A 25,036-nucleotide genomic window follows, 5' to 3' on the forward strand; every position below is an offset into this window, starting at 1 on the left:
ATGTTACTTATCAAGGAAATCAGTGCACATAACCTGTCTATTTGGGCAGAGCAAGGTAAGTTAAAACTGGCTTTTGGTAATGCGTCTCCGGATCCGCAGCTGGTGAATAAAATCAAAGCCAATAAGCCAGAGTTAATTGCATTTTTAAGTGAGCAAAGCATTGACTCGGCGAAAGCGTTTAAACGTTATATCCAGAGTCAAACTGCGCCTTCGCGTGGTATTGAGTCGGTAAGCCTGGCAAACAGCTTACAACAAGGGTTTATTTATCACCATTTGAACCAGCCAGACGATGATGCGTATCGTGTGCAAATGATGTTGGATTATCAAGAGCCGCTGAACGTGCCTCTGTACCAAAAGGCCTGGGAGTTAACCTCTTTAAGATTCCCCGCGCTGCGCACTTTTTTTAACTGGGATGAAGCCCTGTTACAAATTGTCTCACCCAAAGCGAGTATTGATAGCACTAGCTTTTATTATGAAGATATTAGCGCATTAGGTGAAATAGAGCGCGCTGCAAAGATAGATGCGTTGCAGCAAACGGAGCGCGCTAAAGGGTTTGACTTGTCAAAGCCGGGCTTGATCCGCATTTCACTTATCAAGCAAGCAGATGACTTATACACCTTACTAAAAACGGAGCATCACAGCATCAGCGATGGCTGGAGTGCGCCTTTGTTACTGCGCAGCGTTCATGAGTATTATGAGCAGTTACTCGGCGGCATTGTGCCGACGGTTGAGGTGGAAACGGCCTACTTAGCAACGCAGCAGTATTATCAGCAACACCAAGTGCAAACACAGCAGTATTGGCAAGACAAGAAACAGCAATTTGAAGGGGCAAATGACATCTCAGGAATGTTGAGTGCGCCCCTTGATTTGACCAAGCCGATGCAGGTCACAGAACCTGATACGCAACAATTGATGATAACGGGTGCTGAGTTTCATGCGCTTAAAGCCATGTGCCAAAACGCCGGGGTGACACTCAACGTGGCATTACAATTTTGTTGGCACAAACTTATCCAGGTTTATGCGGGCGATGAGCAAACTACCGTGGGAACTGTTGTTTCGGGGCGTAACTTGCCAGTAGAAGGCATTGATAACAGTGTCGGTTTGTTTATCAACACCTTACCACTGCAAGTGTTTTGGCCAGAAGATGCGTCTTGTGCGCAAATCATGGCAGAGATTCAGCTGTCGATTGCGTCACTCAACAGCGCCAGCAGTGTTGCACTGGCTGAGTTACAGCCGCAAGGTGAACGGTTATTCCATACCTTGTTTACCTTTGAGAATTACCCGATCAATCATCAAGGTGATACACGTAAGTGGCAGCTCAAAAAGGTGGTTGAGAAAATTGATTATCCGCTGTCCCTTGTTGCGACAGAGCAAGGGGATACACTCGATATAGCCATTAACTACAGTGCAAATTGGCTAGATGCAGACAAAGCGAGCAAGCTGGTATCGCAGCTTAACGTGCTACTTGAGCAGCTGGTGGAAGCGCCAGAGCAACCGCATCAGCAATTAGGGTTGTTGACATCTGCGGAGTGTGAGGCAATCACGCAGCAGTGGCACTGCCAACAAGCACACTTTGAGTTTGAAACTGACATTGCCGGCATGATTGCCCAGCACGCACAAGCAATGCCAGACAAGGTGGCTGTCAAAGCCGGGAAAACTACTTTAAGTTATCACCAATTAAATGAGCGAGCAGAGCATTTAGCAAACACCATTGTGCAACGCCTAGCTCAGCAAGGTGAATCGGTACAAGCCGATACCTTGATTGGGCTGTATTTGAGTCCAAGTGCTGACACTCTGGTGGCCATGTTGGCGGTATTGAAGTTAGGAGCGGGATATGTCCCAATCTCCCCAGATGCACCAGAGGATAGAGTGCAGTTTATTCTGGCGGACACAGACACGCGCTTGGTTCTGACGCAATCTCAGTATGCCCATCGACTGGATACTTGGCTGACAGGCACCGATGTTGGTTTCATCAGCTGTGATAAACCCATGTTGGTGTTGGATAATTCACAAGATTTTGCGGAGCGTCGCAGTCGCATGAACAACATTGCGTATGTCATTTATACTTCGGGCACCACAGGCAAGCCAAAGGGCGTGATGGTAGAGCAAGCGCAAGTACTTAATTACTTTTTTGGTGTGCAAAGCACTTTATCAGATGCCTTAGAGGTATGTGATTTTTCGACCAACTATTGCTTTGATTTGACCGTGACAACCACCTTATGCCCACTCATGGCAGGTGGAACGGTGTGTGTCTATCAGGATGATATTGCCAATGTGTCAGCATATCAGACACATTTGACAGACAATCAAGTACGTTTTGTAAAAACCACGCCAAGCCTTGCCAACCTCTTATTGGCTGACAGTGAGATAACCTTGCGCAGCTTAATGGTCGGCGGTGAAGCACTGACGAAGCCAGTGATTGATAAGCTCTCAATGGTTACTGAGACATTGATTGATGAATATGGTCCAACAGAGGCGACAGTAGGCGCCATGAACAAGCGCGTTGACCCAAGCCAAGTGGTCAACGGCATCGGGCATGCTTATCCCAATGTGGCGTTGTATGTTTTGTCATCGGCACTTAAACCTGTGCCAGTGGGTGCAATTGGAGAGTTATATATCGGCGGGGCTGGTGTGGCCAGAGGCTACTTAAACCGTGACGATTTGACGCAATCGCGCTTTATTCAAAATCCATTTGCAAGTAGTGATGATGTGTACATTCAGCGGATTTACAAAACGGGTGATGTAGTACGTTGGCTCGACAATGGTGAAATTGAATACCTTGGGCGTAACGACAACCAAGTTAAAATTCGCGGTTATCGAATTGAACTTGGTGAGATAGAGCACGCCATATGTGACGTTGAGGGTGTTCAAAGTGCAGCTGTTATTGCGGATAAAGGCCATGCAGATGGTGCGTTACATGCTTATTGGATTGCCAGTGCCGATAGCACTGTCTGTGAGGAAAGCATTAACGCATATTTAGCGTCAACATTACCAAAATACATGGTGCCAGCCAGCTTTACACAATTAGAGGTGTTCCCTTTAACAGGCAATGGTAAGTTGGATGAAAAGGCATTGCCTATTCCTAATCAAAGCGTTAAACAGAGTTACAAAGCGCCAAGCAGTGAGCTTGAGTCGACCTTATGTGCGCTTTGGCAACAGGTACTCAATGTTGACTCTGTGGGTGTGGATGATAACTTCTACGAGTTAGGAGGGAATTCAATTACGGCGATTCGTTTATCTGCTGCCAGCCGCAAAGCACTCAAGCGTGATATTCCACTCGAAATGCTGTTTACCCATAATACCGTGGCCAAACTGGCTAACGTCATTGATGCATCACAGGCCATTGTGATCCCTCGCAGTGACGCGGAATCTTTACCGCTGTCGTTCGCACAGGAACGATTACTCTTTATCGACAGTTATGAAAAAGGCAGTAGCGCGTATCATATTCCAGCCTTGTTTGAAGTTGGTGAGTCGCTAAACCTGGATGCATTTCAAAAAGCACTTAATCAAGTTGTGGCACGCCATGAGGTATTAAATTCGGTATTTAATACCCAAGACAATGGCTTGTTAAGTCAGCACGCATTACCGACTAATATTGCTATTGTACAGCACTCGGTGGCGGATGAAGTAGCCCTTGAGACACTGGTTAGTGAACTGGCCTCAAAACCATTTGAGCTATCGCAAGATAGCCCAATGCGGGTATATCACATTAGTCGTGCAACTATCCAGTATTTGCTCTTTGTGTGGCACCACATCGCATTTGATGGATGGTCGACATTTGTATTTACTGAAGAGCTAACGAAAGCGTATCTAGCAGCGTTGAATGGCAAAGCAGCTCAGCTGCCAGAGCTGAGTATCCGTTATGCAGACTATGCAAAATGGCAAAGAGATTATCTACAAGGTGAGACACTGAGCAAGTTGCAAAGCTATTGGAAAGGCACGCTGCAAGGGTTTGAAACATTGGAGTTACCTTATGACAAGGCAAGACCAAGCCAAGTGAGCTACGCAGGTGAGAATCTTGAATTAGTTCTAGATAAAACGCTGTCCAAACAGGTTGTGGACAGTGCTAAAGCACACCAAACCAGTGTGTACACTGTGATGCTGAGCGCGTTGTATGTCACATTGGCGAGTGTATCTGGGCAGCAAGATATTGTGGTTGGTACGCCTTCGGATAACCGCCATTATAGCCAAGTACAGGCGCTTATCGGATTTTTTGTCAACTCGTTGGCGCTGCGTAGCCAAGTTGATAAAAACAGGAGTGCGAGTGAGTTTATTCAGCACACGCATCAGCTGGTTACCCAAGCGAAAGTGCATCAGGATTTACCATTTGAGCAAATAGTGGAGCTGTTGGCGTTAGAAAGAGACAGCTCGCGCCATCCTATTTTTCAGGTGATGTTCAGTGTGCAGAGCATGAATGCCGAGCAAATCGTGCAGGGTGATTTGCAGTTAAAGCCAGTGCTAAGCGATAAGCTCAGTAGCAAGAGTGCTAAATATGATTTGACCTTAGTCGTTGATGACAGCACAGAGCAGCTTAGTTTGCAGTTTAACTACGCGACCAGTTTATTTGAGCAAGCGACCATCGATGCATTTGCACAGCGTTATGTTCGAATACTTAAAAGCATGCTGGCGGCGCCTGCTGACGCGTTGCATCACATTAATGTACTGAGTGACGCTGAGCGGACACAAGTATTAGCACAATTTAATCAAAAGCCCGTGCATACACCAAGTTCACTTTCTATTCATCGTATTTTTGAGCGTGTAGCCAACAGGCGTAGCAGTGACATTGCTGTGGTGTGTGGCGATGAGCAACTGACATACCAGCAACTTAATCAAAAAGCCAATAAGCTTGCTCGATTTATCCGTCAGGCCTATGAAATAGACCAAAAGACCACGATTAAACCGGATACTTTAATTGCGCTCTATTACCCACAAAATATCGATATGGTGGTGGCCATTTTAGCGGTGCTCAAAGCAGGCGCTGCTTATGTCCCGCTGTCGATGGATAACCCCGATGAGCGCACACGCTTTATTGCCCGCGATGCAAATGTCTCTTTGGTACTCACTCAAGCGGACTATCATGCTGAGTTATCAGGTATTTTTAATACCGACTCTGGGCCGAGTGTCTTAGTTGCCGAACATGTCGGTGGTGAAAGCATCGAGAATTTGGACGTGGATACGGATTTAACGAGCTTGGCGTATGTCATTTATACCTCAGGAACCACGGGGCAACCTAAAGGGGTTGAGATTGAACACCATGCGGTAAATTCTTTTGCTCTGGGCAACAATTACTTGGATGCGACTAAGGTGCGCCGTATTGCCAGTATGTCGTCTTATGCATTTGATGGATTTATTTTTGATGCCATGTTCAGTTTGCTCAATGGCTTGTGTGTGCATTTAGTGGATAAATACACGCGACTCTCACCCGAGTTATTTGCTCAGTATGTTGAAACACATAAAATCGATGCGAGCTTTATGACCACCGCATTATTTAATGCACTGGCAACCAGTGGACAGCTTAATAATAGTCCGCTTAAGCACATTTTGTTTGGCGGCGAGCAGGTTAATTTAAATGTGGTGAATGCCTTTAAGCAAAGTACACCGCAGGTGAAGTTAAGTCATGTATATGGCCCGACAGAAACCACAGTGTTTGCCTCTGTTTGCCATCTTGATGATAGTCGAACCAATGCGCCTATTGGTCACGCCTTAACAGGCAAAACTTTATATGTATTAGATCCTATGGGGGAGCCAGTTCCTGTGGGTACACCGGGTGAGCTTTACATTGGTGGTGAAGGGCTTGCTAGAGGGTATTTAAACCGTCCAGATCTCACGGCAGAGAAATTTGTTACAAACCCATTTGTAGACATTTCAATAAACAGCCATATCGAACCTCGCATGTATCGCACTGGAGACATTGTAAAGTGGCAAGCTGATGGCAATATAGAGTACGTTGGTCGAAACGATAAACAAGTGAAGATACGCGGCTTTAGGATTGAATTGGGTGAAATTGAAAGCGCCATTTGTAGTATTGCAGGGGTGAAGCAAGCAGCGGTAATTGCAAAGCAAAACGGGACTGAAAAGTATCTCGCAGCGTATGTTGTGAGCGACGATACCGATGCTGATAAAGCAGAGCAGATCATGGGGTATTTGCAGACTGCGCTGCCCGACTTTATGGTGCCTTCAGCGATGACGTTACTTGATAAAATCCCTCTCAATGTCAACGGCAAGCTGGATGTAAAGTCTTTGCCAGAACCTAATTTTATTAAAAGTGATGAATATGTAGCGCCACGCGATGCCCTTGAACTTAAGTTATGTGAGTTATGGCAATCTGCACTAGGCCACTCGCAAATTGGGATCAGCGATGACTACTTCAAGCTCGGTGGAACTTCAATTGCGGCGATTAAACTGACACAGGTGATAAATCAAACCATTAACTGTAAGCTCTCTGTGGCTGATTTGTTTAAATCTCCTACCGTACGAGGCCTGGCAAGTTTGGTACGTAATCAAGCACGTGATGGGCAATTAGTGAAACGTTTAAATGACTTTAACGATGGCTTACCAACCCTGGTGATGGTTCATGCTGGCAGCGGCGGCTGCGAGGTTTATCAAGAGCTTGCAGCAGAGTTAAGCGGGTTATTTAATTGCTTAGGCGTTGATAACTATAACCTCATTAATGACGAAAAAATTAGTCAGTTAGATATGCTTGCTAAGGTGTATTACGATGAGGTGTGCGCTCACATTGAAGCGGATAAAGTTTGTCTTTTAGGCTGGTCACTCGGTGGCAATATCGCACTAGAAATGGCAGGTTTATTTGAAAGAAACCACAGCGCTGACATAAAAGTGCTGCTTTTAGACACTATTATCAAGTCAGGAAAGCTCAAAACGCTGACGCAAGAGTTTGAGTCTGAAAATGAGCAATTGTTTGTCACACGCATGCGCGAGCTTGGCCACGAGACAAGCAGTATTGAGGCGATGATAAAAGCACGTAAAGTAGAAGGGCGGTTGGATTTATGTCCGCTGAGCCAACCTCTGAAAACGGCTCAGGTGCATTTATTTAAAGCAGGTCAATATGAGGCGCAGGTGTCGGATGCGCTGACACGTGAATGGTCACAAACGCTGGATGTTATTGCTGATAACAATGTGGAAGCATTTATCGGTGGTAAAGTAGATTGTACTTTACTTAAACAGCGAAATCATGGTGATATCTTGCAAAGTCACGCTGAAATCAAGGCCGTATTGGAACATGAGTTTGGTTTTGGCAATAAAGGTTAAAAGGTATTTTATATGAAAAAGGTATTGTTATCGTCATTGGCGCTTACGGTGTTAGCGGCTTGCTCGTCTACCTCTAATATGAGCGTGAATGAAGTAAAAGGTGCACCGACTGAGGTCCGTATCGTGGTGAATCAGGTGGCAAGTACTGAAGGGCAGTTGTTAGTGTATTTGCATGACAACGCGGACTCTTACTACAGCGATGATAATTACAGCGCATCGAGTATCAGGTACTTTCACCGTATGGTGGTGACGCCAAGCATTCCGGCAACAGAAGTGGTGCTAGAAGGTATTCCTGCAGGTAAATACGCCATCAGTGTCGTGCATGACAAAGACGGTGATGGCACGCTTGATCGCATGGTATTCCCATTTATTGGCATGCCAAGTGAGCCTTATGGTTTGTCAAATGACGCATACAGTGCGTTATCTAAAGGGGATTTTGAAGATGCGTTGGTTGATATTGCAAACCAGCCGCAGCCAATTCAAATAAACCTAGCAACGCATTTGACAAAAACCTTTGGTGGTTAAATATTGGTAATTGATATTTACCTGAACATATTGCTCCCGGGCTCGTCCCGGGATTTTTGTATTTGCTCTAAGTGAAATAGATCCTGAATCGAGTTCAGGACGACGGGTTTAGCTGATTGTGTGCGTTGTTGGGGTGATGCATAGGCTATCTTCACTGGAATAAACTCTTATCAATCTCACCCTCGTAATCCCGAGCTTGCCTCGGGATCTATGTGTTGGCCAATAGTGATATGGATCCTGAATCGAGTTCAGGACGACGGGTTTAGTTGATTGTGTGCGTTGTTGGGATGATGCACAGGCTATCTTCACTGGAATAAACTCTTATCAATCTCACCCTCGTAATCCCGAGCTTGCCTCGGGATCTATGTGTTGGCTAATAGTGATATGGAGCATGAATCGAGTTCAGGACGACGGGTTTAGTTGATTGTATGCGCTGTTGGGATTATACATAGGCTATCTTGGCTTTGTGATTTCGATGATGAATGACATTGTCACAAACGTTGCGATTTTTTCTTATATGCGAGCTTCGAGTTTTAATTTGGGCTAGGAGAGAGACTCTCGAATGTTTTTTGATGAGAGTGATTAGCTAGGCCTAAATTTGAAGTTGATGACAATATGCTCCACTGAATGAGTGGAGCGCTTAAACTGGCTTTAGAGAAAAATTAACGCCATTTAACAGTGCAGTTACGGGTTACATCACCATTACCTGAGTGACCACCTCCTGCCCCAACTATTTCTTTTGTCATTTTTGGGTTTAATACATTGTTGTTATTGAAATTTTTAAGAACTGTTTTTTGAAGTTTCATAGCTTTCATCTTTATTCCTTTATTATTTTAAAATTGCCAATTTATAAATATTGACGAATTATTTATAGCGATAAATGAAATGAAGTTCAAGGGAGATAACTGGCCTTCGATTAGCAAGTATTTTACTCAGGATTCAACATATAAACGTTCTATTAAGTACTACAAATTGAAAATAAACCTTAATGATCATAATGATAATCCGTTTTCAGTTTTTCCCTTGATGTAATGATATAAAAAGCTTTGATACCTTATTTGTCGTTTTACCCTGTAAGTATTAACAGTTAAAAAGTCGGCTTTTTTAGCTAACCGCCTACTCATTTGTGGAAAATGCATTAGGTTTCTGAGAGTGATCGAAAGTAGCAAAAAGATATGAATGTCTATTTTTTTTTATTACTTTTTCTGAATTGTAAGCGCGGTATTATTTTTCTTTGATTAATATTCTTGCTCTTTTAAAGTCAGTGAGGCTTTTAAATTTTATTAATATGCATATGCAAAGTTCTGTCATCGATTGCCAATATGAGCATGGATTCATTAAAGGAAATGCTATTTGCAAACACTCCAACTTTTAAAAGGCGTGTTTGCAGCGTAAATCTATGGCTTTTAGTATGTCGTTATGAGTACGTTATGAAATCTGGCCCCAGATCTTTGTGTCACCAATTTATAATCTAGTGGTGGTGTAAGTACTTTATTATACTCAAACATCGAAGCCATGCCGTTTTCAGTGACTCTATTCACTTTAATGGCATCGTCAGTGACACTTAAGAAGAATCGATACTTGCCGCCAACATACACTGGGAATGAGTTTGTCGATGCAACAACTGCATTATCCCAAATAATGGCTGAGTACCCATCGTCAATCGAAAAGAAAATACTTCTTCCAGCAGAGTCCGTGATCTCAATCCCTTTTCCGTCACTTGCGCCTAATCTCATTGGCTCGATAGTCAACTCTACATTGCCTCGACCAATGTTTTCTGCGATGAGGAGCTTTTTAATATGGCTACTCGTTTTCATTTCTAAGTAATCGATATTTGTTTCTACACTTGCATACGTTGTGCTTTGCAAGCCTGTTGCAAGTAGGAGTGCGATTAATTTTTTCATATATAAAATTCCTTATTATGATTGAAAATAGATAAATAATGATTGGTTAATCCGAGAATTTAACTATTTAGAGAGCAAGATCCTTTTTAATTTACTGGGCTGTTATTTTAATTATGTTAGCAGTTCCGATGCTAAAAAGATTTTAAGTAAAAGTCGAGTGGAGACTCATTTTGATTAATCAGTGTTTATACCCTTAGGCTCCATGGGTGGCCTATAACGGCCTTATTTGGAAGACTTGACGTTATTATACAGCTTGCTAAATTCACTGCGGCTTTGTTCAGATTGATTATTTAAATTATTTAATGCATCCAAAAATAGTGGGTCACCGGTCTCGATGTAATTGGCCAAAGCAACCCCCGCAGCTGTTTCTAATAGCCTATTCATGTCATGTATGTTACTAAGTGCATCTTCCATAGAGAGTGCGCCTGCCTGCTTTTCGGATGACGTGACAGTGCTTTGAACATTAGTGGGGTTGTTAGACATGTTCGGTTTGGTTTGGTTATTTAAAGCGCCTAGTGCACTGATGAACTTAGGGTCGCCTGTCTCGATGTAATTGGCCAAAGCAACCCCCGCAGCAGTTTCCGATAACCTATTTACGTCGTGTATGCTCTTGAGCGCATCTTCTGTAGAGAGTGCACTTGTTTGTGTTTTTGATGATGTTACAGGCTTTTGAAGTTTTTGATTATTGTCAGACATGCGCTTTCCAGATTAAAAAATTCAGTTCAAAGTGAATTCCAATAAAAATAATTGGCACTAGCACTATTTCAGGATAAGTAGGGTTAGGTATTTGGGTCGTCTTCTTTTTCGGTTATCGTTTTACCCGTAGCTACATTACCTGTTTTTAAGAGCGCATTAATACCTTGCACTGTGGCAGCTTGATACATCACATTGGCTTGTTGCTGCCCAGTTGTAAGATTCTGCCCACTGACTGATAGTGCTTGGCTTATGGTCATCATCAAGTTTCCCATAGCCGTCGCTGGTGTCTCTCCCAGCACTTTGGTATTTACTTGCGTTACTGAATCTGTAATTGCTCCATTTACTGTATTTGGCATGACACTTCTCCTGCTAGATAGTTGGCCATATAAATATGTAGTGTGTGCTTACTATTTATAAGGTTTTAAAAAAAAATGAGTGCTCACTTTATTAAGAAAATAAATAGTGCATCACACTTTAATGGAGCATAGCGCTGTTTTTTAGAGTTTTAAATTACACCCCTATTACACATGGCTGTTTGGTCATGGAGAGTTAAATTGTTGCTATGTATTGAAACTGTTATGTGGAATTATTCAGGCGAGTTAACTCACTCTGAATCTTTCGATTGACCAAGTGTAGGTGCTTATATTTCAATGGGGTAGGGTGTTAGTGTTTTTACACTAAAAAATATTGTTTAAACACTTTTGTACCCTTTCTAACATTTTATATTGATAAATTAATCCCAGCTTAAAAATACTGTAAAGGGATTAAATTATGAAACACGCAATCATTTCAGCAAGCCTATTAACATTGATAGCACTTAACACTCATGCATCTGACACGCTGAGTAAGGACTTCTATACTGGGGCGGAATACAGTAATTATGAATTTGGTCATTTGGAATTGGGTGTTGCTACACTCAAAGGTGGGTACAAGTACAATGACTTTTTATCTTTTGAAGTTGCATATGGTGCAGGCGTTGGCGCATTTATGAAAGAAGAGCGCTATTATTCAAACCCTTTAGCTAACTATTCATCGACATCTGAATATAGAATAGAGCAACAAGTTAAAGTAAAAGCAATTGGTGAAGTGCCAATAATTAACAACTGGTCCGCTTATGGATATTTGCAAATGGTTGATACACGAATTCAACATAAGTTTCGCTTCAAAAAAGACAGCGAACATAATCAATCTCGCAAGTATACCTATGATGATGGTGGGCTTGGCTATGGGTTAGGTGTTAAGTACAGCTTTCCTGAAAACTGGCAAGTGTCATTAGAGTATTCAAGTTTAGGTGAATTTAACCCCATTGATAAAAACGTAAGTGGTTTCTCCTTAGGTGTTAATTATCAATTTTGAATGAATTAATGCTAAGGCATTTAGTTATATATGTCTGCGGTGCAGGCATATTTTCTAGTTTAGCGAGTTAGAGATAGCTCTTGCTTTGAGTTTATCTGAGATGTTTAGACTCCATAACTACTTCTTTAAGAATAATTTTCATGTCTTAGTCCTTACAACGAAATTGACGGATATTTATATTAACCGCCAATACAATGGATTAAATTAATTTACTATAAACCATTGACTAAGGACACACTAATTAAAATTAGGACACAATCCGTCGACAATTTTTTCCCAAAGAGGTGTAGCGGTTATCAATACGCCGGGTATGCGAGAGCTACAGCTTGATCATTCTGAACAGGGTATTGAGCTTACATTTAGCTCGATTGTTGAGTTAACCTCTTTATGTAAATACAGTGACTGCACACACTCAAATCTACTTAGAGAAGATGCGTCGCAAAAGCGCTGTACAGAAGGCGCATGCTGTAAAAGTACATTATCGAGCGTATTAAAAAATCCGCAGTGATAATAGGGAAAAATAGTAAATGGTTTCGACATTATGATGTGGTTAACATCGGTAAATTAGTAGCTTACACTCTTTGCGTGCATAAAGCATATCGCTAGCACTGGTTCTTTCCATGAGTGAATTTGACGTTCTCTTCACAAACCCTTTTGTATTGTTGTGACTTTCAAATACAAAAAGGAATGATTGATGAAGCTTCTTATTTTACTTTTGGGCACCATGGTATTAAGCGGTTGCAGTGTCGCTAATTATCTCCGACTTAAATATGAAAATGATGATCTAGAGCCAAATTGGCAAGCAGGAAAAACGCACTCTCAACTAGATGCCGAAATTAGTGCTAAACCGTATGTTTATATGACCATTAATGGTGTCAGCGGTTTTAAAATGATGATTGATACTGGGGCATCGATTTCGTTGTTGGAAGATACAAGCAAAGTTAAGGCGCTTGGTTTAAAAGAAGGATATCCACTTGAGCTAGGCGGGTGGGGTGATGGTGAAAATTCACGCGCTTATCAAACGCAAGTGAGTCAAATTAAGCTTGGCGATGTAAGCTTTGATGAGGTGAGTTTTGCATTTATGCCTCTGTCTCAAACAGATTACTTCTTACAGCCTGAGGAGGCTGTTTTTGATGGTGTGCTTGGTCATGACATTTTAAAACATTTTACGTGGTACATAGATCCTAAAAAAGGCACTGTCGCTATTTCAAAAGCACCTTATCAATCATCACAAGAAGATATAACCATCCCGATGCGTGTGTTTCTCAGCAAACTTTATTTTGATAGTGAAATTGACCTAGGCAATAACCAGGAGCTTGAACATGAGGTCGCGCTTGATACCGGTAGTCGTCATTATTTCAAACTGAATAATTATTATGTGCGTGATGCAGGCTTTGAGTTTAAAGGTAAAACGGTCACGGGCTCTGACTTTGGTTTAAATGGTCAAACTGTGCACCAGCGTGGGACTGTGCCACAAGTTAAAGCTGGGAACTTAACTTTAACCAATGTGAAAACAAATTTTATTGAAGGGGACGATGATGGCAAGTCTGTGCTTGGTAGCTCAGCGTTATCGCATTTTAGTTATGTTATTGACTACAGCAACTTAACGCTCCATTTAAAGCCATATCGGTCAACCAAGTTTGCAGCGCAATACAACTTACTTGGCTTGGAGTTGAGAAAGCTGATCAATGGTGCGTTTGTTGTGAGGTATGTGATGCCGGATATGGCAGCCTTTGGCTCAGGGATCAAAGTAGGTGATGTAGTTGTGAGTTTTAATGGCGTAAATGCGAAACAGCTGTCACAAACAGACTGGATTGCGCTTTCATCAACTGTGGGTGAACATACATTATGCATCACAAGAAACGATACCTGCTATCAGCTCAATGCACAGCATATTGCAGGCTACAGTAATGTACAAAAGTGATAGCAAAGTCGCACAAGTCATGAATATGGCTTGTGCATACAAAGTACCTGCCTATATTGCATCGTTCCAAATGTTGTTGTGTCATTTGATTTAATCCTAATTACCTATCTTCTACTTTTTTGGTTTTTTGTTCTTTTTATGTGCAGGATAAAGTTTATTTTATTTGTTTCTGTTTTAGGTTTGTTGGCCAATTGAAAAACCCTTACCTTTAATGTATTGATTTTTATATTTTATTTTTAATATTAAACGTTTGTTCTGGTATGTTGTTTATTAAAGTTTTATGACAAGTGATTTGGAACGGTTGACTAAATTATTGCAAATAACGCATTATGCGCACCAAATTTCATCCCTAGGTATTGTTTTTAACTTGGGGTTTAGTAAAAAGTAATGATAGGCGCAAAGCAATATGCTTCAAAACATGCACAAAGCAAAATTTAAACTGTCACTGTTGGCTGCACTTTCTTTAGGTGTTGCGAGCAATGTATCTGCTCACAGTTTACAGTCGCAAATTTTGAGTTTTGAAGGAAATGGACTCCCTGATAATGTACATAGCAATGACGCTCGGCTCACACAGCAAAGAGCAATAAATGGTGAACAGTCACTGCTTTGGGATTGGGGTAAGTCACATGAGCTTACCATTGAGCAATACTTTGTACGCATGACTGATAAGCAGGCGAGTAAAGCGTATGGTCGAGGTGCGACACAAGTGCTGTCTTTTTGGATTTATAATCCAGTCGCTGTAAATGACATTATGCAAGTGTTGCTAACGGATGCAGATGCAGAGCAAACGACCACGCTTCCAGTCAATATGAACTTCACAGGTTGGCGTGCTGTTGGTGTGTCACTAAATGCTGATTTTAAACCTGCGGTGACACATAATTTATCTAAGCTGGTATTTAAAGCTCCGAGTACAATTACACAGGCGGCACAGCCTGTGTTTATTGACCGTGTTATGGTATCGGTTGATGATAAACGTTACCAATGGTCAGATCATCAAGTGACGACGCGATATAAATTACCTGAGATTCATTTTGATTTAAGCAAAAATATACCTTCTCCAACGACTGCCCAGTTGGCAGATATCGATAGGGTGCAACAGCAACTGATTGATCAGTTCAAAGGTCGCTCGGGCAGTTTTGCGTCGTTGCAAAAACGATTTGATGACTATCAGATCAGCATCGCAGCAGATGGCACTATAACTGGTCGCCATATCGTCATGGGCTATCAAAAGACCATATATCAAACTAAGCACTTATCTAGCGAAGATAAAGCATTAGTGCAAGCATATCGTGAATTAGATGATTACACTGACTTGATGTTGGATTTGGCAAAGGCATACCATAACAGCGCGTTTGATGGATACAAGTCTGACATTGTGAACATGTATAGCCTACTGACCAAGCACTTACTTGATCAAGGTTATGCAGCCGGTAGTGGTTTGGTGACGACACATCACTGGGGCTATAGCACACGTTGGTGGTATATTTCTGCGCTGATGATGGCTAATGAACTTGAACAGCAGAACCTACTTAAGCACACTTATGAAGCGTTACTATGGTTCTCACGTGAGTTTAAATCGAGCTTTGATATGGCACTAAACGAGAAAAGCTCTAACCTAGATTATTTTAATACCTTGTCTAATCAACATTTAGCATTACTGCTTTTAAATCCTGATGTTAAAGAACGTGTTGCGTTGGTTAAGCAGTTTTCTCATTTCTTTTCTGGTGCGCTAAGCCAAACGCCTTCTGGATATCACGACGGTTTTAGGCCAGATGGCACAGCATGGCGTCACTATGGCCATTATGCAGGCTATGCTTTTCCAGCATTTAAGCGTGCGGCACAAGTTGCGTATATTCTAAAAGGCACTGAGTTTGCACTGCAAAACACCGCGCTAGACAGCTTGAAAAAGGTCATGGTCGCAGGTTGGCGTTATACCAACCCGTATGTGCCTCTAGGTTTATCTGGTAGGCATCCATTTAGCAAATTGGGTGTTAAGCACTACAGTAGCGGCCTGCGTGATTTGGCTATGGCATATCCTATATTGGATGAAGAGTTGGCAGCCATTTACTTGCAAGTGACAAATCAATCAGTAGACCAAGGAAGCCAGATATTTGGTCAAAATATTACACCAGCGAAATTACCAGAAGGGAGCTGGAGTTATAATGGCGGTGCGTTTGTCGTGCATAGACACGGGGATCGGATGGCACTGATAAAAGGCTACAATAAAGATGTGTGGTCGTCTGAAATTTACAGAAAAGACAACCGTTATGGTCGCTACCAAAGCCATGGTAGTGTGCATGTGATGCCATTTGGTGAGCCCGATGAGTGGGGCTATCAAGAAGCTGGTTGGGATTGGAACCGAAACCCAGGTGCAACTACAATTCACTTGAGTCTAGACGAGTTAGAAAGCCCAAATAAACATAGTTTAATGTTGCGCTCAGACACTGGGGTGAGTGGGTCTACATCGCTGCAGGATAAATTTAGTTTATTTACGTTTAAGCACCAAGCACCACAAGATAAAGACAAGTTTGAGTCGAGCTTTGTAGCAGAAAAGCATGTGCTTGCTGCCGACAACATGTTGTTTTTAACAGGCAACGGGATCTCAAACCTAGATGGTAAAAACGTTACTGAAACGACATTGTTCCAATTAGCAGTCGTAGACACGCCGCGTTCAATCTGGGTGAATGGCGAGGAAATTAATAGTACTCGCTTTGATCTGACGCTAGGCACGGGCGATTGGCTGATAGATGACAATGGCGTTGGCTACTTTTTACAAAATGCAGAGCAAGTAAAAGTCAGTCGAGGATCACAAACGTCTCGTCATAATAAGACGAAGCAGCAAACAAAAGGTGTATTTACCAAAGCGTGGATCAATCACGGCACAGCGCCACTTAACGCGACTTATGAATATGTTGTAGTAATGGATGCAACACCAAGCCAGATGAGTGAATTGGCACAAAAAATGGCTCGCTACCCTTATTTTAATATTCGTAAAACGGATCAAAACGGTATGTACATCCGCAATCGCATAAATAACTTATATGGCTACAGCAGCACTGATTTTACAAACTTTAAGTTTGGTCCGGTGCGTTCAGTGAGTACGACTGCGCAGTTACTTGTGCAATTAAATGCTAAGCAGGCAACTTTAAGTGTGTCTTCGCCAGAGTTAAAAGTAAGTAAAACACAGGCAACACAGAGTGTGCCTATTGAAATCGTTCTAAAAGGCATTTGGCAAACAAATGATGCTGACTATCAGCATGTCAAAGGCAATACGCTTATCAAAACGCACAGCTTTTTTGGCCAGGCTGCCAATATTCAATTAAGCAAAGCTGAGTAATTCAACTACACTACTAAAATTAGATCTCCCAACTAATTCAAAGCGGCAAGATGACAATCTTGCCGCTTTTTTATGCACTGCTTTTTGGAGTGTGCTCGCGCATTAAGTCTAGTTACGAATATTTTAAGTTATGTTATATTGTATCATTTTGGCGTGGGGCGCAAAAATGGGTCAGGAGAATAAAGTCAGTTTGAATCTGGACAGTGTCGTTAAAAAATACCTAAACGAGTTGAAAGCGTCGGGGTTTAAAGGAGAAATAGATACCAGTTATTCAACCACTTTGGTTCACTCAACGGATAACAGTATTTACCAGCAATTTCCACAAGCAGTGATATTTGCCAAGTCAAATGAGGATATTCAAACTGCATTGTCGTTGGCAGATAAAGCGGAGTTTCGTCAGCTCAGCTTTGGTCCACGTGGCGGTGGCACAGGTACTAATGGGCAATCACTTACAGGGGGCATTGTATTGGATTTATCGCGACATATGCGACAAATCTTAGAGGTAAACACGGAAGAAAAGTGGGTTAGAGTACAAGGTGGTGTTATCAAAGATCAGCTCAATGATTTTTTAAGGCCGCTCGGATTCTTTTTTGCGCCTGATTTATCTACCAGCAACCGTGCAACGGTGGGTGGTATGATAAATACTGACGCATCAGGGCAGGGCTCTCTGGTTTATGGTAAAACCAGCGATCACGTATTGGCTTTAAAGTGTTTTTTAGCTGATGGCTATGAGCTTGATACATGCCAAATGCCGATGAAGGCAGCACAGACAATCGCCAAGCAGGACAGCCGCCAAGGACATATCTTTCGTGACGTACTTAACAGCTGTGTTGAAAACCGCGCCAAAATCTTAGACGTTTTTCCAAAATTAAATCGCTTTTTAACTGGGTATGACCTTAAAAATGTGCTCAGTGACGATATGCAGTCCTTTGACCTAACCCGCATTATTGCTGGTAGTGAGGGCTCCCTTGCGGTTGTCGCCGAAGCAAAACTGAACATCCTGCCTATTGAGCCATACAAAACATTGGTCAATATTAACTATGACAACTTTGACTCAGCATTGAGGCATTCCCCTTTTTTGGTGAGCGCCCGTTCGACTTCTGTTGAAACCGTGGACAGCAAAGTTTTAAATCTGGCGCGTGAAGATATGATTTGGCGTAGTGTCGCCGATTTTTTAGAAACTCCGGCTCATATTATCTCTGATGGGTTAAATATGGTGGAGTTTAATGGCACAAATGAGTCTGACATCAATACCAAGGTGAGGGCATTAACGAACCAATTAGATTCATTGATTGAAAGCAAAAAAGCTGGGGTTTTATCTTATTCAATAACCACCAATAAGGCTGATATTTTAAAAATTTATGCGATGCGTAAAAAAGCGGTGGGGCTATTAGGCAATACCAAAGGGGCGCAAAAGCCAGTTGCATTTGTTGAAGACACCGCAGTGCCACCAGAAAACCTTGCTGATTTTATCACTGAATTCAGAGAGCTGCTTGATAGCTATTACTTGAGTTATGGCATGTTTGGTCATGTTGATGCTGGTGTTTTACATGTACGACCGGCCTTGGATTTGTGTGATGATAAGCAGCAAGCCATGTTAAAACCCATATCAGATAAAGTATCTGAGTTGACTAAAAAGTATGGTGGCTTGTTTTGGGGTGAGCATGGTAAAGGGTTTCGCAGTGAATATGGCCCTGACTTTTTTGGTCCTGAATTATTTTTAGAATTGAGAAAAATCAAAACTGCATTTGATAAACATAACAAACTCAACCCTGGGAAAATATGTACGCCGATTGATAATGAGACTGTACTTGCAGGCGTAGAGGGGCCGCTTAGAGCGCGATATGACCAGCTTATACCTATTAATATAAAAACGTCGTTTCAAGATACGCTAAATTGCAACGGCAACGGGCTGTGTTTTAACTACAATGAAAGCACTCAAATGTGCCCATCATATAAAATAACCAAAGATAGGCGAGACTCTCCCAAAGGGCGCGCTATGTTATTTAAAGAGTGGACTCGCTTACAAGCAGCTCAAGGAGTGGAGTTACCATTACAGCAGTCTGCATACTTTGATGAAACAAAGTCTCAGGTACAGATCTCTGAAGTGGGAGAGCTTGCCAAGTTAAACCATGAGGTAAAGCGTGCCATGGATGCTTGCTTAGCCTGTAAAGCATGTTCAACGGCATGCCCTGTCAAAGTGGATATCCCAAATTCTCGGGCGTATTTTTTGCATTTCTATCATCAAAAGTATGGCCGTGGGCTTAAGGATTATGTCGTCGGGAATATTGAAAAGCTGCTGCCTTTGATGTCGCGTGGTGCATCAATACTAAATCCTGTGATTGGCTCAAAGTTTGTGAATAAGCTCAGTAAGTGGGGATTAGGTTATCAAGATTTACCAAAGCTCAGTACCAACCAGCCCACAGGGGTTGAATATAACTATGAAGCGTTAAGCCAGCTCAGTCAGTCGCAAAAAGATAACCATGTGCTGGTGGTATTAGACCCATTCACTTGGTTTTATGAAGCTGAATTAATTGCTGCAACCATTAAATTAGTAAATAAGCTCGGTAAAGATGCCGTTCTTTTACCTTTTCATGGCAACGGTAAAACCCAGCATGTGAAAGGGTTTTTGCCTGAGTTTAAAATAACCGCCAAAGCCACCAGTGCATTTTTACAGCAAGCTGCAAGCTTAAACATTCCTATGGTTGGCTTAGATTCCGCACAGGTATTTGTATACGATGATGAGTATCGCAAAGTGCTTAGTGACGCAGAGCGAGGGGATTTTCATGTACTCACAATTCATGAGTGGCTCAAACAACAAGACCTTGGCACTTTATCGCCAACATCGGTGGCTAAGTCATTGACTCTAATGCCTCATTGCACCGAAGAAACGAACGCACGCGCAGCATCGGCTACTTGGAAGAACATTTTTGATACGCTCGGCATAAAAATTAACGCGCCTAGTATCGGGTGCTGTGGCATGGCAGGTACCTTTGGTCATGAGAGTAAAAATCAAGTTGCATCAAGAGCATTATATAACGCATCTTGGCAACCACATGTACAGTCATCAATCGTAGTTGCAACAGGGTTTTCTTGCCGCAGTCAAGTTAAACGCTTTGAAGGGCGTAAGCCAAAGCATCCCGTGGAGTTTATTGCAGATATTTTGTAGTTGCTTTGAGTACTAAGAAGAAAGATTAAACCCGAACCTGTTACGGCGGGTTTAATCTTATTAAGCGTTCTTTTTATTTAGGTTTTGGCATACTGCTTTGGTTAGCCTCAGATGGTTTTTCTTTTTCTAAATGCGCAGCTAACTCGTCAAACTGTTCTTGCATTTTCGCAATATCAATTTCAACTTTGACTTTCCAGTTATAACCTAAGTCTGAAGTACTTACTATTTGCCCCTCATCACATAGAAAAAATAAGGTAGACGCTTGTGTTAGCTCAGACAACTGAGTTTGGCAGTGTGGTAACAAGTGACCATGTGCAGTCCACTTGGATTGGTCATTCACATTCGACAGTTCTGCTGTCATTATACGTAACTGGCTTTTGCTATGGTGTGTTTTTTTAAAGCGTCCTATAGAAGCAACTTGGTTGTTAGGGAGAACAACAGGAGGAGTTGCGTAAATTTTTGGATCTCCGGACACCTGTAATGTGCGGTCAACAACGTGCCAAGTATGACCATAGTCGGTAGAAATGACTTGTTTGCCGTATCCAGACCATTGACTGACTTCTACTGCAACGAGTTCACCGGTTTTTAATTGCGCTAATTTTTTATACTTCTGATGAGGTTTAGACTGCCAAGAGTTCAAAGTTTGATCATACAAATAAATAACTTTGTCGTTGATAACCCTTAGGTTCCCGTTTCCATCAAAGAATGCGAACAACCCGCCATTCTCTCTGCGGTGAGTCTTGTCATCTTTTTTGTCGAGATAACCAATATTCTGCCATTCAGATTGCACATCGCTAAAACGATAGATTGTATGTTTCTTCTCGGAGCTTGTAATTGCATAGCCAAACTGGTCAGAGCTTCCTAACCAAACAAATGCTTCTTTGGCAGAAACGGGGTAGTTCTCTTGCCATTGACCATTTGTAGACTTGCTAAATAGTATGCCTCTTTCACTCCCTACATAGAGTTTATTATTAAACACGGTACCAGAGGTTAATTGCGATGTTGTTGGTAACGAGTCGGTTGTTAAGTCTCCATTTTCATTGATCACATGCAATAGCCCAAATCTTGCGGCTAACATGTTATTTTTACTGTTTTGTAGCGAAATAGCACGTTCACCGTATGCGTTGAGCATGGACAGATTGCTCAGTTTCTCTCTTATTGGCGCATATGGGTCATGTTGCCATGAATTTACACGAGAAAAATTGAGTTTGCTTGCTAAGTTTGGGTGATGTTGTTTTATGAATGGCGATAAATCTGTATTGCTAGTGATTCTAGTAACATATGCATGCTTTTTGGAGCGATTGCCCCAAAAAGATGGGTCTTTGATATTTAATAATGGCTGGAAAACGAGAGTCCCTAAATCCGTTAGGGCAGATGCTTCTACGTTGAAAACTCCGGCCTGTCTGTATACTGGCATAGTGAGCCAAGACTCTAGATTGCCATCAAAATAATAGCTATACAGGGATGCTATGGCATATTCCCCTTCGGGTATTGCCCCAACAAACACTTGGCTTGAAATTGTGCCCTGAGGGTTTGCCGTTAAGCTATAGTAATCACGTTGCCATTCAACTTCATCAGGATCAAACGATACTTTTTTCCTTTTCGCCTCCTCACGCGCATGTGCGATTGCTGTTTGCTTACGTTGCTCTGCATTATCTAATCTAACGACAATCACATTTCGCCAATTTTGGTGCCTTGGCGCTAGGCGCGAGGTATTGTTGATGACTTCAACTGCCACAACGCCCTGACCGTTTGCTAATGTCGTTTGCTGTTGTAGCTGTGCATCTTCTACTTTTAGGGTCGACTGACATGCTGAAATGAGGATTATAATAAATAAAATTAAAATCGTTTTTGACATTTTATAACTTGTTCCTTGTCTTTATTATTTTTATATCTTTACTTTATCATTTGAGTTGTAAATTTAAAAACCCTTACTGTATTTATGTATATGTTTTTTATGCTTTTATTCTCATCAGATAAGCATCAGTAAAACCATATCCTGCGCACATTTACAGTGCGCTTTATTTACGTTTTTCTGATTGTATTCAAGTTGTAATTGAGGAAAAAAATGAAGAATAAGAGTCTATTTATCTATGCAGTATTTATGCTTTTCTTTTCGAGTGTGGTGTTTAGTTCACAGAAGTACACGCATCAAAAATTAACAGATAACGTGTATATTATGACCCGTCACTGGGAGGGGGTTAGTATTAGCTACGGAGTGGTTGTTGGGCAAGATGGCTTGTTGTTGGTTAATTGCAATATCGCGTCAGATGCACATCCTTTTGAAGAGGCACTTCGAAAAATATCAGACTTACCCGTCAAATATGTATTAAACAATAATTATGATGGTGGCAATGCGCACCTCAATGGCTATTTTGCTCATAAAGGCGCGCAGATCATTTCTCACCAAGCGCTTAAATACAGCAATATTTTCACACAAAAGCTGGTTGATGATGGTTACACCCTTGAATTTGGCGGACAAACCATTTCAATGCACCACAGTGGCGGGCACTCATTTGGGCATATGAACATACGGTTAAAGCAAGCCAATATTCTGTTTATGGCTGACAGCTACCGCAGTGACTGGTTAACGGTATTTGGACCAAAGGGGGTTGATGGGCATATTTCAGGCCTTGAGTCTGCATTGACAATGATTGATGAGCAGACCGTGATTGTACCGGGTAACGTATTACCCGATCAGTTATTTGCAAGCCGTGCAGACGTGGAGCTGCAAATTAAAAGTACAGGTTTGTTTAAGTCACTTGTACAAAAACTTTCAGCTAACGGTTTATCACCGGAGGAGATCACTGAACATCAAGAAATAAAGTCATTTTTTAAAACGTATTACCCTGAGCGCTTGGACTTTGACATTATTTCTAGAGTGCGCAGTGCAGTAAACTTTCATGCCACGCCAGACTATAAAGCAACATTAAAAGAGTGGGATGAGCTGCTAGGAAAATATGTGTCTAATAATGGCAAAATATTTGAAGTGATTGTGCAAAATGGCAGGCTGATTGCGCGCAGTGAAGGGAACTATATTTTGCCTCTTAAATGGACTGAAAAAAACACCTTAATAAACCCTTCTGGTGAATTAAATGAACAGTTTGAAATTGTTCGCAATGAACGAGGGAAAATTAGAAAGCTCAAACTCCATTTTGGTAAAAGCTGGCAAAGGCGATATGTAGGGACAACCAGTTGGAGCAAGCTTTGAGTATGCTTTAGCTTGATGCATAGCTGATAAACTGGCAGGGATGCTTTAAATTCAGTGATATAGTTGATACTTATATAATTGTGTGTATCTTCTGGCAGTATAATTAGAGAGATGGGGTTAAGTGTCAATGCGTTTTGTATATGTGATGGACCCGATGTGTGCTTGGTGCTATGGGTTTGGGCCAGAATTAGAGGCGTTTTTAAGTGAGCATGCAAGTGCTCGGGTAGATTGGGTTATGGGCGGTCTTGCGCCAGACAATACTGAGCCAATGGAGCAAAGTTTAAGAGACACAATTGCTTCATATTGGCACCAAATAGAACAAAGAACCCAAGTCTCGTTTAATCATGATTATTGGCACCATAACACGCCTTATCGTTCTACTTATCAAGCTTGTCGGGCTGTGATTGCTGCGCAAACTATGAAAGAAAATGGTGCAGAAGCTATGTCAAAGGCGATTCAGTCGGTCTATTATCAACAAGCATTGAATCCATCATTAGATGCGACTTTGGCAGCATGCGCGGTGTCTATTGGACTAGACGAAGCGCAGTTTTTATCTTCACTTAATGCACAAGATACACAAGCGCAGCTGCAGCAGCATTTGGCGCTAACCCGCCAGTTACAAGTGGGTGGCTTCCCCGCATTGTTTTATGTGACTGATGAAAACCATGCCTATGCACTGACTTTAGGGTATTGCCAAGCAAGTGAGCTGTCTGAGCGGTTTACTAAAATACACCAAGCATCATCACAATGACTGTATTAGACATGTATTTTGACTTCAGGTGTCGTTTTGCTGAAGTTACCCAAAAGGCAGATCAAGCACACTTAAAGTTATGGGGAGATCTTGACCCTGAATATGCGTATTCTTGGTTTGAAAGTGTCGCTAAAGCAATTAACATTGAGATGAACAAGGGGGCACCTTCAGCGCACTATGTAGATGTTTTTAATTACTTTGAGACACAATATAAATGTGGAATTGATGAGGTAAAAGACTGTATTGATGTATCTTTTACAGAAAATCTATTTTGGCAAGTCAGTGCAGTAAACGCACAAGGTTACTGGCAGGTGTTACCGGAATTACTGAAAACGCTTTATATCGATTTTCATGCTAATTTGCCTACTCCTGATTTCAGGTAATAAGTGATAATAGTTAGTGGAAGCATTTAATTTTCAGCTTCTACCTTGTTACTTTCTTGCTTTTAATATTACTTTAACTTTTGTTCTTTAAGTTGGGATGTCGCCAAAATGGCGACTAATAATTAAAATTTAAGGACAAAAAATGAAAAATTATATTAAGGTATTATCAGTAAGTGCGTTAATGTTTGCAGCTCAGTCTCAAGCTGCAACTGTTTTTAACTGTTCTGGTTATTTAAAAAACGTTTTTTCAATTGGCAATAACGCGTATGAAGTACGTTATTCTCGCTATTCTGATGGTGGTTTTGAGCTAGAGCCTTTGATCATTTATCCAGAGCAAACTTATTTGCTAGGCCCTGTGCTAGAAGCAATTCGTCAATCAAAAAACAACCAAGTAAAATATACACTAGTTGTAGAAAACCGCGATAGCGGCGACAGAAGATGTCACGATGGTGAGAGCAATAACGCACTATTGGCGATCACTAAATATTAATTCTGTTTTGTAAAAAGGCGC

Annotated in this window: 16 protein-coding genes; 11 read left to right on the top strand and 5 right to left on the bottom strand. The window is 41.7% G+C overall.

The annotated features are described in order from the left end of the window. Together AC2CZC_RS13985 and AC2CZC_RS13990 are read left to right on the top strand one after the other, a co-directional pair. Nucleotides 1-7,269 (top strand): amino acid adenylation domain-containing protein, encoded by a 7,269-nt coding sequence (locus AC2CZC_RS13985; protein ID WP_484582243.1) that lies wholly within the window; start codon nt 1-3, stop codon nt 7,267-7,269. A 12-nt stretch (nt 7,270-7,281) separates the two neighbouring features. Continuing rightward, complete coding sequence (locus AC2CZC_RS13990) at nt 7,282-7,794, top strand: DUF2141 domain-containing protein (RefSeq protein WP_484582244.1); 513 nt, start codon at nt 7,282-7,284, stop codon at nt 7,792-7,794. 662 nt (nt 7,795-8,456) lie between these two features. Here the strand turns inward: AC2CZC_RS13990 and AC2CZC_RS13995 are convergent. The 4 genes from AC2CZC_RS13995 to AC2CZC_RS14010 form a co-directional block, all read right to left on the bottom strand. After that, nucleotides 8,457-8,609: a hypothetical protein gene (locus AC2CZC_RS13995; protein WP_484582245.1), complete on the bottom strand. Its 153-nt coding sequence runs from the start codon at nt 8,607-8,609 to the stop codon at nt 8,457-8,459. Nucleotides 8,610-9,200: 591 nt separating this feature from the next. Further along, a complete protein-coding gene (locus tag AC2CZC_RS14000; RefSeq protein WP_484582246.1) occupies nt 9,201-9,698 on the bottom strand; it encodes a hypothetical protein in 498 nt (165 codons plus the stop codon). A gap of 222 nt (nt 9,699-9,920) precedes the next feature. Further along, nucleotides 9,921-10,394 (bottom strand): hypothetical protein, encoded by a 474-nt coding sequence (locus tag AC2CZC_RS14005; protein WP_063362409.1) that lies wholly within the window; start codon nt 10,392-10,394, stop codon nt 9,921-9,923. Nucleotides 10,395-10,477: 83 nt separating this feature from the next. Beyond that, nucleotides 10,478-10,750, bottom strand: coding sequence for a RebB family R body protein (locus tag AC2CZC_RS14010; RefSeq protein ID WP_063362408.1), 273 nt, complete (start codon nt 10,748-10,750; stop codon nt 10,478-10,480). A gap of 415 nt (nt 10,751-11,165) precedes the next feature. On the opposite strand from AC2CZC_RS14010, the gene AC2CZC_RS14015 reads away from it, so the two are divergent. From AC2CZC_RS14015 to ydiJ, 5 genes are all read left to right on the top strand, one after another. Beyond that, complete coding sequence (locus AC2CZC_RS14015; RefSeq protein ID WP_484582247.1) at nt 11,166-11,750, top strand: outer membrane beta-barrel protein; 585 nt, start codon at nt 11,166-11,168, stop codon at nt 11,748-11,750. Between the two features lie 310 nt (nt 11,751-12,060). Then, nucleotides 12,061-12,258, top strand: a complete 198-nt coding sequence (locus tag AC2CZC_RS14020) for a hypothetical protein (protein WP_484582248.1) — start codon at nt 12,061-12,063, stop codon at nt 12,256-12,258. A gap of 186 nt (nt 12,259-12,444) precedes the next feature. After that, a complete protein-coding gene (locus AC2CZC_RS14025; RefSeq protein ID WP_484582249.1) occupies nt 12,445-13,674 on the top strand; it encodes an aspartyl protease family protein in 1,230 nt (409 codons plus the stop codon). A 406-nt stretch (nt 13,675-14,080) separates the two neighbouring features. Beyond that, nucleotides 14,081-17,011 carry a chondroitinase family polysaccharide lyase gene (locus tag AC2CZC_RS14030; protein WP_484582250.1) on the top strand — a complete coding sequence of 977 codons (2,931 nt, stop codon included), beginning with the start codon at nt 14,081-14,083 and terminating at the stop codon, nt 17,009-17,011. 166 nt (nt 17,012-17,177) lie between these two features. Next, complete coding sequence (gene ydiJ, locus AC2CZC_RS14035) at nt 17,178-20,180, top strand: D-2-hydroxyglutarate dehydrogenase YdiJ (RefSeq protein WP_484582251.1); 3,003 nt, start codon at nt 17,178-17,180, stop codon at nt 20,178-20,180. 73 nt (nt 20,181-20,253) lie between these two features. Here ydiJ and AC2CZC_RS14040 read toward each other — a convergent pair whose 3' ends face one another. Then, on the bottom strand, nt 20,254-22,038 hold the full coding sequence (locus tag AC2CZC_RS14040) for a hypothetical protein (RefSeq protein ID WP_484582252.1): 1,785 nt from the start codon (nt 22,036-22,038) through the stop codon (nt 20,254-20,256). A 210-nt stretch (nt 22,039-22,248) separates the two neighbouring features. On the opposite strand from AC2CZC_RS14040, the gene AC2CZC_RS14045 reads away from it, so the two are divergent. The 4 genes from AC2CZC_RS14045 to AC2CZC_RS14060 all read left to right on the top strand — a co-directional run bounded on the left by AC2CZC_RS14045 (nt 22,249) and on the right by AC2CZC_RS14060 (nt 25,015). Then, on the top strand, nt 22,249-23,391 hold the full coding sequence (locus AC2CZC_RS14045; RefSeq protein ID WP_484582253.1) for an MBL fold metallo-hydrolase: 1,143 nt from the start codon (nt 22,249-22,251) through the stop codon (nt 23,389-23,391). Nucleotides 23,392-23,518: 127 nt separating this feature from the next. Further along, nucleotides 23,519-24,142 (top strand): DsbA family protein, encoded by a 624-nt coding sequence (locus AC2CZC_RS14050; protein ID WP_484582254.1) that lies wholly within the window; start codon nt 23,519-23,521, stop codon nt 24,140-24,142. Beyond that, nucleotides 24,139-24,525, top strand: coding sequence for a DUF7674 family protein (locus AC2CZC_RS14055; protein WP_484582255.1), 387 nt, complete (start codon nt 24,139-24,141; stop codon nt 24,523-24,525). Before AC2CZC_RS14050 ends, AC2CZC_RS14055 begins: the two co-directional genes overlap by 4 nt. 142 nt (nt 24,526-24,667) lie before the next feature. Next, entirely contained in the window at nt 24,668-25,015 is a 348-nt protein-coding gene (locus AC2CZC_RS14060) for a hypothetical protein (protein ID WP_211037435.1), read from the top strand. Nucleotides 25,016-25,036 lie beyond the last annotated feature (21 nt).

The sequence above is a fragment of the Pseudoalteromonas sp. MMG033 genome, assembly GCF_057197785.1.